The sequence below is a fragment of the Morganella sp. HMSC11D09 genome (genome assembly GCF_001807955.1).
Taxonomy (GTDB): domain Bacteria; phylum Pseudomonadota; class Gammaproteobacteria; order Enterobacterales; family Enterobacteriaceae; genus Morganella; species Morganella morganii.
The window spans coordinates 79,631-92,473 of record NZ_KV791644.1; the positions used below are offsets into that span (position 1 = coordinate 79,631).

17 protein-coding genes and 1 pseudogene are annotated in these 12,843 nt (G+C 43.8%); 5 read left to right on the forward strand and 13 right to left on the reverse strand.

The window, feature by feature from the left end; all coding sequences use genetic code 11:
- Positions 1-122: 122 nt before the first annotated feature.
- Both cspA and HMPREF3119_RS00870 read left to right on the forward strand, forming a co-directional pair.
- Entirely contained in the window at positions 123-335 is a 213-nt protein-coding gene (cspA, locus tag HMPREF3119_RS00865; RefSeq protein WP_004240684.1) for a transcription antiterminator/RNA stability regulator CspE, read from the forward strand.
- A 127-nt stretch (positions 336-462) separates the two neighbouring features.
- Positions 463-1,197: a class I SAM-dependent methyltransferase gene (locus HMPREF3119_RS00870; protein WP_036418613.1), complete on the forward strand. Its 735-nt coding sequence runs from the start codon at positions 463-465 to the stop codon at positions 1,195-1,197.
- Between the two features lie 28 nt (positions 1,198-1,225).
- On the opposite strand, the gene HMPREF3119_RS00875 is transcribed toward HMPREF3119_RS00870, so the two are convergent.
- Positions 1,226-1,777, reverse strand: a complete 552-nt coding sequence (locus HMPREF3119_RS00875; RefSeq protein WP_070578037.1) for a DedA family protein — start codon at positions 1,775-1,777, stop codon at positions 1,226-1,228.
- A gap of 12 nt (positions 1,778-1,789) precedes the next feature.
- Positions 1,790-2,467: a DUF1345 domain-containing protein gene (locus HMPREF3119_RS00880; protein WP_024473462.1), complete on the reverse strand. Its 678-nt coding sequence runs from the start codon at positions 2,465-2,467 to the stop codon at positions 1,790-1,792.
- A gap of 125 nt (positions 2,468-2,592) precedes the next feature.
- Here HMPREF3119_RS00880 and HMPREF3119_RS00885 point away from each other — a divergent pair, with 125 nt between their 5' ends.
- Together HMPREF3119_RS00885 and HMPREF3119_RS00890 are read left to right on the forward strand one after the other, a co-directional pair.
- Positions 2,593-3,345 (forward strand): TSUP family transporter, encoded by a 753-nt coding sequence (locus HMPREF3119_RS00885; protein ID WP_246829224.1) that lies wholly within the window; start codon positions 2,593-2,595, stop codon positions 3,343-3,345.
- Positions 3,342-3,821, forward strand: a complete 480-nt coding sequence (locus tag HMPREF3119_RS00890; RefSeq protein WP_004238013.1) for a hypothetical protein — start codon at positions 3,342-3,344, stop codon at positions 3,819-3,821. The genes HMPREF3119_RS00885 and HMPREF3119_RS00890 overlap by 4 nt, the downstream gene beginning before the upstream one ends.
- Positions 3,822-4,022: 201 nt before the next feature.
- On the opposite strand, the gene HMPREF3119_RS00895 is transcribed toward HMPREF3119_RS00890, so the two are convergent.
- Positions 4,023-4,652, reverse strand: a complete 630-nt coding sequence (locus HMPREF3119_RS00895; protein ID WP_004238015.1) for an IbrB-like domain-containing protein — start codon at positions 4,650-4,652, stop codon at positions 4,023-4,025.
- An 18-nt stretch (positions 4,653-4,670) separates the two neighbouring features.
- A pseudogene (locus HMPREF3119_RS00900) lies at positions 4,671-5,896 on the reverse strand (phosphoadenosine phosphosulfate reductase).
- A gap of 232 nt (positions 5,897-6,128) precedes the next feature.
- On the opposite strand from HMPREF3119_RS00900, the gene HMPREF3119_RS00905 reads away from it, so the two are divergent.
- Entirely contained in the window at positions 6,129-6,602 is a 474-nt protein-coding gene (locus tag HMPREF3119_RS00905; RefSeq protein WP_032098716.1) for a cold-shock protein, read from the forward strand.
- Between the two features lie 247 nt (positions 6,603-6,849).
- On the opposite strand, the gene HMPREF3119_RS00910 is transcribed toward HMPREF3119_RS00905, so the two are convergent.
- From HMPREF3119_RS00910 to HMPREF3119_RS00945, 9 genes are all read right to left on the reverse strand, one after another.
- Positions 6,850-7,512, reverse strand: a complete 663-nt coding sequence (locus HMPREF3119_RS00910) for a hypothetical protein (protein ID WP_049243403.1) — start codon at positions 7,510-7,512, stop codon at positions 6,850-6,852.
- Entirely contained in the window at positions 7,509-7,940 is a 432-nt protein-coding gene (locus tag HMPREF3119_RS00915) for a hypothetical protein (RefSeq protein WP_123229725.1), read from the reverse strand. Before HMPREF3119_RS00915 ends, HMPREF3119_RS00910 begins: the two co-directional genes overlap by 4 nt.
- Positions 7,930-8,775, reverse strand: coding sequence for a ParA family protein (locus HMPREF3119_RS00920; protein ID WP_070578043.1), 846 nt, complete (start codon positions 8,773-8,775; stop codon positions 7,930-7,932). Before HMPREF3119_RS00920 ends, HMPREF3119_RS00915 begins: the two co-directional genes overlap by 11 nt.
- A gap of 99 nt (positions 8,776-8,874) precedes the next feature.
- Positions 8,875-10,047, reverse strand: a complete 1,173-nt coding sequence (locus tag HMPREF3119_RS00925) for a recombinase (RefSeq protein WP_049243405.1) — start codon at positions 10,045-10,047, stop codon at positions 8,875-8,877.
- A 1-nt stretch (position 10,048) separates the two neighbouring features.
- Entirely contained in the window at positions 10,049-10,258 is a 210-nt protein-coding gene (locus tag HMPREF3119_RS19580; RefSeq protein ID WP_225310064.1) for a hypothetical protein, read from the reverse strand.
- 36 nt (positions 10,259-10,294) lie between these two features.
- Positions 10,295-10,537 carry a hypothetical protein gene (locus HMPREF3119_RS00930; RefSeq protein WP_139144822.1) on the reverse strand — a complete coding sequence of 81 codons (243 nt, stop codon included), beginning with the start codon at positions 10,535-10,537 and terminating at the stop codon, positions 10,295-10,297.
- Between the two features lie 198 nt (positions 10,538-10,735).
- Positions 10,736-11,263: a hypothetical protein gene (locus tag HMPREF3119_RS00935; protein WP_049243406.1), complete on the reverse strand. Its 528-nt coding sequence runs from the start codon at positions 11,261-11,263 to the stop codon at positions 10,736-10,738.
- Positions 11,264-11,371: 108 nt separating this feature from the next.
- Positions 11,372-12,199 (reverse strand): YfdQ family protein, encoded by an 828-nt coding sequence (locus HMPREF3119_RS00940; protein ID WP_070578046.1) that lies wholly within the window; start codon positions 12,197-12,199, stop codon positions 11,372-11,374.
- Positions 12,200-12,264: 65 nt separating this feature from the next.
- Positions 12,265-12,627: a hypothetical protein gene (locus HMPREF3119_RS00945; protein ID WP_025154873.1), complete on the reverse strand. Its 363-nt coding sequence runs from the start codon at positions 12,625-12,627 to the stop codon at positions 12,265-12,267.
- Positions 12,628-12,843: the final 216 nt, after the last annotated feature.

Consider the following 12,843-nt stretch of genomic DNA (forward strand, 5'->3'; position numbering starts at 1 on the left):
CGTCAAGCGTTATCCAAGATACCACTTCATAGCGAATTCCTTCTGATAGTTCCCATAAGTAAAAACGTAATCAAACCGCTTATATGCCTTATGGCAACAAAATCAATTTAAAGGAAATTCATATGTCCGCAACAATTACCGGTACTGTAAAATGGTTTAACGATGATAAAGGTTTTGGCTTTATCACTCCTGCTGACGGCAGCAAAGACGTGTTCGTTCACTTCTCTGCAATCCAGAGCGACAGCTTCAAATCTCTGGCAGAAGGCCAGCAGGTTTCTTTCACCATCGAAAATGGTATGAAAGGCCCGGCTGCAGCTAACGTGGTTGCTCTGTAATCACCGCTGTCAGTAACAGATTTTAAAAACCTCACTCCGGTGAGGTTTTTTTATGCCTGCAGAACAGAATCGTGGCGGAAACCGGCAAACTATGAATATAATTTGCTCGTTATTTAAGGAGTAAGTTATGTCTCAGAATATTTATGATAATCCTGATTTCTTTGCCGGTTATGCCACGCTGCCCCGCTCAGCAGAAGGACTGGACGGCGCACCGGAGTGGACTGCCATGCAGACATTGCTGCCGTCACTGGCCGGGAAGTCAGTGATCGACCTGGGTTGCGGATATGGCTGGTTTTGCCGCTGGGCAAAAGAGCAGGGTGCTGACCGGGTGACCGGTTTTGATCTGTCTGAGAAAATGCTGGCGAAAGCCGCATCGATGACCACGGATCCGGATATTACCTGGCTGCGTGCTGATCTCGAGACACTGCAATTACCGGCGGCACAAAGTGATGTGATTTACAGCTCACTGGCACTGCATTATCTGCGTGATATCCCGGCACTGTTTGCCACGCTGTTTCAGGCGCTGGTCGCGGGCGGCAGTCTGATTTTTTCCGCAGAACACCCGATCTACACAGCTCCCGTCATTCAGAACTGGTGTACGGATAGTGCAGGTAATAAAGCCTGGCCGGTCAATCAGTATCAGCAGGAAGGCGTCAGGATCAGCAACTGGTTTGCCGACGGTGTGGAAAAGCAGCACCGGAAATTATCCACCTGGATAAATGCACTGATTACAGCCGGTTTTGAAATCACCGCCATGAATGAGTGGGGGCCGTCAGCGGCACAGATTGCCGCTAACCCGGCACTGGATGAAGAAAAAGAACGGCCGATGATCTTTCTGCTCAGCGCCCGCAAGCCGGAATAGTGGCTGACGGGCGGGTTTGTTCCGTAGTTTACAGCGTGAATTTATGCTTTCTTATCAGCACAAACAGACCGGCAACCGCCGCGAGGATAAGGAACCAGGCAAGGTAAGTATGCAGCGGCAGGGCAAGGATTGCCGCGCTGATAAAATACCCCGCAGAGACAATAACGCTTCCCCATAGTGCTCCGCCGAGAATATTCAGCACAAAAAATTTCAGCGGATTAATACCGGCGGCGCCGATAATAACGGGGCCGATAGTCCTTAATCCGTAAGCGAAACGTATTCCGATAATAATCAGGCTTTCACGGCGGTGAATTATCCGTTGCAGACGGGCTATTTTATCCGCATGTTTATGAATGCGGGGAAGGATCCGGTTTCCGGCAAAATAACCGGTAAAAAACAGAACATTGTCACTGATAATTCCGCCCAGTGCGGCCACCAGCATCACTTTCGGATAGGATAATAACTGATGGTGTGCAGCAATGCCGGACAAAAATACAGCGGTTTCCCCTTCGATCATGGTACCGAAAAAGGTTGCCCAATAGCCGTATTCTGTAATCCAGTGTGTCAGTAATGTTTCCATCCGCCACTCCGTTTAAAATAAACCGGCGGAGATATTAATACATAATCCCAGTATCGCCATATTAAAAACAAAAGAGACGACGGATTGCATTAATACCGCGCGGCGCATCGGGGAGGATGCGATTTCGACATCGGCAGTCTGTGAGGCGACGGCAATCGTAAATGAGAAATACATAAAATCAGAGTAAGCGGGTTCAGCCGGTCTGTCCGGAAATAATAACCACGGTTTTTCCTGTTGCGGGTTGGTGTAATAAAGGTGCGCATAGTGCATGGTAAATCCGGCCGGTAATAACAGCCAGGAAGACACTAATGTGGATGCGGTCAGAATATATTGGAAAGCTTTATCATTACCTGTCAGATTACCGTGCCCGCCTAGGGCAAAAAAGAGCACCAGTAAACTGACACAACACCCGGCCAGCAGGAAAAACATCACCATGCGGGCGCTTTCATCCTCAATTTTAGTCAGTTTACGGATATCTTTTACTTTCTTATTAATGATCCGCTCAAAAAGAAACAGCAAATACACCCAGGAGAAGGCATTCCAGCTGAGGATCAGGCACATCAGTGCACTCTGTACGGGCAGCAGAGCAAAAAAAGTCACAAACGCGACCATCAGAGAGATAATAAAACGCGGACGCGAGTGAAAGGCGTGCCGGAAAATATGAGTAATGCGAATACCATAGCGCAACATACCAGTATCCTGTTCAGAAAGATGACATTTTATTATACCAAATATCCGGCAGCAGGGGCGGCATCACTTTTTCGGATACGTGCTTTTTATATACTGAATATCCCTGCCATTTAAAGTGTCTTTCCATGAGCATAACATTTCTTATTGTCATGTTTTTTGTCGCCGTGGCCGCCGGATTTATCAACGTGGTGTCAGGCGGTGGTGGTTTTCTGTCGATTACCGCACTGCTGATTTCCGGGTTACCGCCTGCTAACGCACTGGCAACAAATAAGATGCAGGCACTGGGCAGTTCATTAACATCCGGTATTTATTTCTTGCGTCAGGGGCGGATTGATTTAAAGAATAATAAATGGGTATTTATTGCGACATTCTTCGGTGCCGCATCCGGCACGATTTTTGTGCAGTTTATTGATCCGACTTTTCTGAAAAAATTACTGCCGGGATTAATTATCAGTGTCACGCTGTACTTTATTTTTGCACCCGATATCACTAAATCCAAAGAAAAACAGCGTGTTTCTTTTTTCCTGTTTTCATTTATCTGCGGCGGCGGTGTCGGGTTTTATGACGGATTCTTAGGTGCCGGTGCCGGGACATTTTATACCATCAGTTATATGCTGCTGTTAGGATACCGGATAGATAAAGCACAAATTCACTCCATTTTCCTGAACCTGGCCTCCAATACCTCGTCCGTTATCTTTTTTATCGCAGGCGGTAAAATGATGTGGTCGCTGGGATTACTGATGTTTGCCGGACAAGCTATCGGGGCGCGGCTGGGGGCCGGTGTGGTACTGAGCTCCGGGCTGAAAGTCATAAAACCGATGATTATTCTGGTCTCTGCCGGGATCAGCACCAAAATGTTATTTGATATGTATTTTTGACAGGGACAAAATCACCGGAAGAGTACGACACACTTCAGGCGATGATCATTAAAAATGAGAGTCAGCTGCTGCCGCACCGGGTTGATCCTTTCACCGTTCTGACAGAAGTCACCCGGAAAGATAACGTGATTATCCTGAATTATCAGGTTACTGGTCTGCCGCCGGAATTATTCAGAGAAGAAAAATCGGTAAATAAAATGCAGGGCATTCTGACAGGGAAATATTGTCAGGACTCGGCCATCATGCGGTTATGGCAACTGGCGTTCCCGTCGGGGTTACAGCATAACTATTTTTCGGACGGCACCCGGGTGATGCAGATAAATATTAAACCATCAGATTACGGGGCGCAAATTTGTCAGTGTGTTTTCTGTATTTTTGGTTATTTTTACCGGATAGGCTCTTCCCGTGGTGTCTGTCCGGTAAATAAGATGAATTTCACCGTCGCCGGGCTGTCCGGCAATATCTTCAGGGGTTAACTGCCCGCTGTATTTACACTGTCCGATAGCTGTAATATCAATTTTTGCCTGTGCGGCAGACATCGTTATTAAAAGCAAAAGCAGGGAATATCTCAGCAAAATGATCTCCGTCAGCAGGGGGTAACTATATTGCCATAATCTGTTTTTTTATCCGCAGATATCCCGGTAAACCGCATCCGGACCGGATAACAGCGGAATGATTTATTTTACTGTCCAGGCTTCAGAAAATTCCCGCTCAGAAAATAGTTCAGCCAGACCGCTGATTTGCTTAAGCCGTAATACTTCATCCGGCGACATTCCCAGTTCCTCTCCGATTCTTTCATCGCTCCAGCCCAGTCGTGATAAGTCCCGGACAATATCTGACATCGCGGTAACCTGATGCTGTCCGCGGGCCCGGTTATGGCGGATAGTAACGGCCATCTGTTCAGCAACTCCGTGATTTTCCGTATCGAGCAGCGTTACCGGCAGGTATCCGTTAAGTCGTTTTTTCAGTGCATTTTTCCGGCTTAATAAATAACGATGATAGCCATCAACCACCTGCAAGTCTGAGCGGTCGTGCGGAGATGGCAGCACAACAACCGGCTGGGTATAACCGTCTTTGGTCAGAGACGTTTCCAGCAATTTTTTCTCCGAGGGTGACATCACGTTCGGATTATAATCATTTGCGGTCACCTGTGCCCGCTTTACCCACAGCACACAATCGACCGGTTCATCTTTAAACGGACTGCGCTGATGTAAAAAAAGTTTTATCCGGTTGAGTGCCTCAATTGTTTGTTCTTCATTATCCAGTCCGTTCAGATAGTTTTCCAGTAAAGAGAGTACTGTTTTCATATTTATGTTATCCGTCTGCTATATCAGTTGCCAGTCTTTGCGTTTTGCCTGTATGCGCCTGCAATACTTGTCGTAGCAATGAGATTTGGTCGGGCTGAATGCCAGTGAGCGGCACCAGAAATCATTACGTAAAAGGGTTTTGCAGATCCGTCGCCAGGACGGAATATCTTTACTGCCTGTATCACCGGATTGTTCATCCGGGATCCCGTCCGGATAATCCCGCTCTGCATACCAGTGCAGATAGACCGCAATTTTGTTCCGGTAGTGTTCTGCGGTTTTTTCCGGCAGGCTGGCCAGTAAAAAACGGGCGTAGGATTTCCAGGTATGACCGGCAGGCTTGCTGATTTGGCGGGAACCGAAAAAACCGGCTTTATTTCCGGGTCGTGTGTACAACATACCGGCATCCGCACCACTGACCCGCGCACAGGCAAGGCTCCATGTTTCCGGCTCCAGGACATGATACAGCCACAACCCTCTGCGCTGTTCCGGGCCGAAGGGTTCACAGATCCGCATTTTACTGAGACTGACACCGGCCTGATGCATCAGATCATAAATCGTATTGTAAGGAAGTCTGCTGCGGGAAATATAAGTCCAGATATCTTTCACATGCCAGTCATAAATCGGGTAACCCATATAATAGAATCCTTCCGGTGATGCGGTTGTCCACGGGATATCATCGGCATAACGCAGTTTCCGGTTATTACTGATGGCGAGAAACCGGTTAATGATTCATCGGCGCGGATCCCCAGCAGTATGACAGAGCTGTGATGATCTCCGGTGATCCACTGATTAAATGAGGGAGTAAAATCTTCAAAAATAATCCCCGGATGATAGAAGGGAAAGAAATCAGGGTCAGTAATGGCATCTTCCGGTGGTTGCCGGACCCATTTTTTACCGGGTTCCCAGGCCGTCCAGGCCGGTTCATACTGGGAAATACCACTTTCGGTGGTGACAGGCAGCGCTATCCAGTAAAACCGCTGAGTACAGTCGGCATAGAGTGATTTCATGGCAGCAACATGGCTGATAGTAGCGGAATACTGTACTTCCCAGTCGAGAAACATGACATTGAATTTCCGGTGCCGTCTTCTGGCCTCTGCTGCAACCAGATGAAAAAGAACGGTGGAGTCTTTGCCGCCGGAAAAGGAAAGGGTGATTTGTTCAAAAGTATCAAACAGCCATTCAATCCGCTTTTGTGCTGCATCCAGCACGTTTTCTCCGAGCGGAATTTTACGTTTGCAGGACATCTCGATTACCGGAATATAGTTAGTTAATAATATTAATATCTAATCATATTTTGATGATAACAGTAAATTATGGTGTCAGGCTATTATTTAACCGGAATTTCGGTTGGCAGGTAAGAGGGTGCCTGAAGATTACGCCGGATCTCAGCCAAAGGCGTGGTCTGCGCGGGCATTGTCCTTTATACTGCGCGCTGTAATGACTCAGCAACAGATGATTAAGCAGGTGGTAACGGCGATGAACGGAACAATCACAACATGGTTTGAAGATAAAGGTTTTGGGTTTATCAAAGATGAGAACGGGGATAACCGTTATTTTCATGTGGTTAAGGTCGCCAATCCTGACCTGATTAAGAAAAATGCCGCCGTGACATTTGAGCCCGGCACCAATAATAAAGGGTTGTCAGCCTATGCGGTAAAAGTAGTGCCGGAAAGCAAATATGTTTTTATCGCCGGTGAGCGTATTAAGCTGACGGCCATTAAGTCCTTCGTGGTTTACAGTGAGGAAGAAGCGGCAGATACCGGGATTGATAAAGAGAATGCAGTCCTGTCTGTCGGCGTACTGATGAACAACATCAAACCAAAATCCGCCGGCCCGGCCGAAATGCGCACACTCAGAAAACTGGCGATCACCACACAGCACGGCACCACCCTGATTTTCTCAGAAGATGAAATCGATATCGATGAAACGGTGAAAATGCTTAAGGTGTGATGATTTTCGAATTACAGGCACAAAAAAAACCAACCATAAGAGGTTGGTTTTTTTATAAAAATGCTGGTCGGCATGACAGGATTTGAACCTGCGACCCCCGACACCCCATGACACCGACTGACAACTTTGTAACTGTATGATATTCATTAAATAATACCATTTTAACTGTGTTTGCAAACAGTACTTTATTCTCAATATCTGCGCTATACGAATCATAGGCTTACAGTTCGTTTTACCACTTAATATTTTAATGATCTTTAATGAAACCATCAAACAATTTTGTCCCAATCAGAAATTTTAACTCTGTTTTTGTTCTTAAAAAATAGCTCGATATCTCGGTATAAAATAGTGTTATTATAATTTCTGTTATGCTATTTAAACATTTCTGGAGAGTTTCTACTTGTTTTTTTTGTGTTGATTGAGTATCACCCACCATTAACTGGGAAAATGTATAGTTAACATTAAGTTTAGCGGAGGGGGACGAATGTATATATAGGCAAGCCTTTGAATATGTCTGATGTAAAAAATTCCATATTTCATTGCTGTGATTTTTTTTCAAATAAGTAAAGTCACGATGCCTTACAAAGTCGCTAAACTGCTCTCCAGTATGCTTTTTATTTAGAGATATTCTCGCTATATGCTCTACTAATGAACGAATGTTAAGTTGATAATATCGCTCTATTTTTTTAATAATAGAAATTATGGAATTAAGAGAGTCATAAATTATCCCTTGCAAATAAAATGAAAAGGATTCCACACTTGAAATATGGTTATAAAAAATAATTTGCTTAAAGCAATTAGTCAAAAGACTTTTCTCATGCAAAGTCAAATCAGTTTCACTAACTAAAATCTTTAATTTTTCAAGCTCCACTCTAAATCCGTGAGGATCATTAATATTTAACATAGTCATTTTTTATTATTTTCTTTATTTATCCATAAGTTCATGTTTTTTAATGCATTACTTTGTTTTTTTGTGTTTTTCTCATATCCTTCTGGATAAATAACAATTGGTTTATTTATTTCAATTTTATTAGGGATGATGTCATTCATTAAGTAGTCATATATGATAATGGATGTTTTTTTAACTTGATATTTATCAATAGTTACTAAATATCTACATAATTTTGCATTCATCAATGTTCTTGAACGTATGGCATATGGAAGAAATTTTATATTAAACGCTTTAAAGATAAAATCTGACACCTCAAAATTATATTTAAATAGTTCTTTTGAGAAAATAAGTAAGACTAAGTTACCAATAAATGATTCAATAGATACATCGTTGTATCTTATATTATGTATTATTTCCATCTCTCTATTTAAATTATTATTCATCATTATTTCTCTCTATAGCACTGATTCTGTTTTCAAATTCATTACATATGTTTTCAATGTCAATTTTTGACTTAGTATATGATGAGGGGATATTCCCTCTCCCACCAACCATTAAATCTCTAAGGTAGGATAATCTGTTTGAAAAAAAATAATTATCAATGAACATAGGGTTGCTTTCAAAGTCTTTCTGTATTTTTTTTGTTTTTTGTGTTTGTCTTTTATGTGTGTTTGTATAAATAAAACCAAGGTGCTTAATATTAGAATCAAAAGATTCTTTAAGGTATTCAATTACTTTCATTAAATTGGCCGCCCCAAGAATTGAATAGTAATCAATTCTTATTGGTGTCAAATAATAATCTGATGCAATCAGGGATGCATCTGTAAATATTGATATTGTAGGTGGGCTATCTATTAAAATATAGTCATATTTATTTCTTATGTCATTATCTGAAATGAATTTTTTAATTCTTTGTATTCGTATTGGAGCCTGATCTGTATCAAATATTATACTTATGTCACCAAGAATGACATCTAGATTATCAGTTAGTTGTGTAATCACTTGATCTGGTGTTAGCTTTATGTTCTCTGTTGAGATTGATTTTTTTGTTTCAAACACCTTTCTTATTGTTTTTTCATTTGGTAATAACTCATCAATATATTCTTCGATTCTATTATATTTCCCCATGATAGACTGCGTGGCATTTAATTGTGGGTCAACATCAATTAACAATATTTTTTTATGTCTATAATTAGCGAGGAATTCGGCAATGCCAACACATAGCGTAGTTTTTCCTACGCCCCCTTTCATATTGATAAAACTAACTACTGGTGCTGACATACTTATCTCCAGCAAAATTAAATGTTAGCTATATTACACATACTCCATATATTTACATTCCTGATGTATATACAGTAAATTTGCCTTGCGTAGTGATATCTATGCGATTTCACAGTGCGGTACCTCGACCCAATCAACATGGTTTTCTGTATAAATTTTTGTTGATTCAGCGTCACTATGTGCCATCCTGGCTTGTGGATCAAATCCGCGTTGTTTAAACATAAATGCGGCCAGCGCTCTGATCTCATGAAAAGTTGGCCTCTCATCTGGTTCAAGGTGTGCGCCAACCCCAACTTTATCTCTGACTTTTGAGAATCCCCGGCTGACATAATCCGGTGCCACCTGTGTGGGGTGGTTTACATACTGGCTTATTTTGTTTGGTAACCGCTCAGGAACGCGGTGAACAATGTACGGACTGGCAACGTTATCGCGGCTGTTATCAATAATTTCCTTTATAACTTTACCGATCGGTATTGCCACATGGGCAGCTTCCTTGTGTTGTACTTTCTGCCGGTGAATGTACAGCATCCCGTAGATCCCGTTTCTTTCCTCTGGGAACCAGACGCATCCGCAGGTGTTTTCCTTCGGTGCTTTAATGTTATATTTTATGCGCGACACTTCAAGCCGTGCCTGTGTTGTCTGCAGGGCCAGATCCATAGCAGTACGGAGCCATGGTTCAGCAGCCGCTCTGATTTTCAGGAAATCATCATACGACAATCGCCGCCGGCGTTTACTGTCGACACGCTTCATTTTTTTGCGTTCTGCCGGGTTATCCAGCATCAGCGATTCATCCATTGCGTAACTGAAAATCTTCTTCAAAAATCCGACTTTCCGGTTCTGAACGTTTGCTGATGCGTCAGCATGGTATTCAGCGATAAATCCGTTCACATGCTCCAGGGTGATCTCGGCAGACGGGATATCTTTAAAAAATTCTTTCACACGTTCGGCATCTTTTATCCAGTCAGACTGGGTGCTTTTAGACGGTTGTTCGTCACGAATAATCCGCTCGAACAGCCGATCAAAATGCTCAGCGAGTGGTAGTGACTCCCCATTAACACCACCAGAGTCAGTGATCAGCGAGGTAACGCTGATTGTACGTTCCTGACGCATAATATTGTTGTATTCACGGGCAATGGCTATAGCTTTTGCCTTGTCAGTACCAACACTTTTACGGACACCGTTTACAAGTATGAAGCGGTAACATTTTGCTGACTTATCATAGTAAAGGAAATCCGGCAGATGCCGGAATTCCCGCTTGCGAGGTCGTGCCATATTATGAAGCCTTAATCAGATCGCTTACGCATGAGGAAACCTCAGACTCAACCCCCCATCGTTCAGATGAATGAACAAGAATAGTTCCGTCAACAATTCGGCCTTTCAGCGATCCGATTTCTATCCAGCGCCGGACGGTTCTGTTATCGGGTATTGATCCTGTCTCAAACTCTCTTTTTGCCCATGCGCTGGCTTTCATAAGTTTTCCGATAGCCATAGTCTTCTCTCCACACATCGCCGTATACGATTAGAGGTTTTTAGGTCTAACCCACATACAGATCGGGCCGTCTTCATTGTCTGCTATCCAGGCGATAAACCAGCCATCACCATCGGGTTTTGTTGGTTCCCACGCTGAAATATTGGTATCACCTTCTTCAAAGTAGCTGAACCACAGCGGGTGGAAGTTATCAATGTCGTTACAACAATACACCACCTGGTGTTCAAGATTGTTCTCATCGCACCACCGCTCTATTTCCTGATTCGATTCCAAACAAGGAACATCTGGATGCACCCAGTAACCATCAGTATCACGTTCTGGTTTTATATAGCTTATTGGGTTAATTGCTGTCATTGTCTGCACCTTTATAGAATACCATCCAGTGCGTTTTATCGTTCTTACCGACACGCTGCACAATGGTAGGCTTATATTCAGTCAGCTCAAGAATCTGACTCCCCTCTCTTTCATGGTCTACGCCTCAGCAGTCAGCATTTCAAACCGCGCCATAAACTGGTGATATGCCTGCGGTGGTGTCAGTGGCTGGATAATGATGTCATCATATGGCGGAGCTGAATCCAGCATCGGCCAGTGGCTGGCGGGGTCTATTTCAAAGTCCCGCTTTTCAGTCGCCAGCATGACCAGATCGGCATAGTGAACATCAACGGTTATTACCGGCGGCAGGCCGAACTTCTCACGGATAACCGCTTCAATGCGTTTTTCCACGGCCTTGTAGTCCGGCAGCATGGCTTTCAGCGGTGAGGGAATATCTTTGATATACGCCTCAGCAGCATCGTGCAGCAGGGCTTCCAGTGCATATTCCGGCGGTACAATCTGGCTGACATATACAGAGTGCTGAGCCACGGAATAGAAACTTTCCAGTTGCCCGGCAAAGCGGCATTCATTCGACAGACCGCGCGCGATATCTTCGATACAGATCTGATCCGGAGTGATATTGGTGAAATCAATATGTTTTCCGGTACTGGTTGCTATATATGACATTTATCTCTCCACACAATTTAGGTAATAAAAAGCCGTTACTTTTTATAAGTAATTAATTCCCCGGTGTTGGAATATAAAAATACCGCCGGTTAAAGCGGCATAAAATAATTATGCTTTGAATTTACCGATATACGTCTGGATTTCAGTTTCTTCGAATTTATCAGCCAGCAGATCACGGAATTCCTGTGCGATTTGCTCTTCCAGTTTTTCCAGCTGAACAATACGCAGTACCAGCACAGGTACATCACCACCGGTCAGAACGCTGTAACGCAGTTTGATAGCACGTTCAGACAGTTCATCGTATGGTGTGCAGGTAAACTGGAATACCGCAGGCATGATGTCACGGCTTTTCGCTTCCACACTTTCCATCACAGAGCGCTTAGCGCCGAAATCACTGTCTTCATGATCTGCGGAACGGCTTGCTTCAATGGTGATTTTGCGTACGGCATTGATTGCCTGCTTAATATCGATAACATTACCTTCTGCATCAAACGCCATCAGGTTATCGCGCCAGTCTTCCAGCCATTCTGCCAGTTCTTTCTGACCGGACTTGTGACCGTTCACGTTAAGCAGAGAAGCGAACGGTGCGGTCTTTTTCAGTGATACCATGGCTGTGTTATCAGCATGCCCCGGTTCACCGATGGAACCGATATTGAAGATGGTTTTAGCAGCCATCTCATCAGCATCAATAAAACAGCTGACACCTTCTTCAATACCGTGTTGCAGAGAATATTTCACAAAATCAGCGATACTGGTTGTGTCCATCGCACCACGGAAGCGGTAACGACCTTCCTGTAAGTGCTCCAGGCTTTTAACATTGAAATCACCCGGTAAAACCACAGCAGGGCAGAGGGATTTATTTACAGCGTCCAGACTTAATGCAGCAACAGCCATATTTTGAATCTGAGAAATAGCGGCTCCGTCTAAATTAGACATACAAAGACTCCTGTTTAATTAAAAACATAAAAAGTAAATGGAATGATTTATTTAAAAAGTGGAAATTAATTAATAGCTTTTAATTTCCCGTCAATACTGCCGTCGATACCAAATAGCTGCCCCTGGTCTTCCGGCAGAATAGTGAGTTTCCCGCCTTTACCGACCCACATCGGTGTTTCGGTTGTATCCTCTTCCGATTTTTTACCGCGCTTAGTCGGTGTAACCATTTTCAGTTTGTGAGATATTTTCACGCGGTCTTCATCTGACTGAGTGAATTTAAAAATCACATGTACTTCACCAGTACCGCCGTTCTTATTGGTACCAAAAGCGACTTCATTCAGTGCAGCAGAAAGTTTGTTTTCAAACACACCGGCGTCTAACTCGGAGAGAAAGTCCGGTACACTGGTCATGCGGTTATTCTCGCTCATTGCGTTTTTCCTTTCGTTGTCTCTTCACACAAAGATAAGTCCACCAGCGGTCAGGCAAGGTATCTATCCGGCAGGACGATTTACGCCGGTGGACTTATGTTTGTAAAAAACGGCGGCCGGCTGGTGGACTGCACCGCGTTATGCACGGCCGCTAATGGTATTGCATGGTTATTGTTGTGGGGTCGTTTACTCTTCACACAGTTATTCAGATACGCA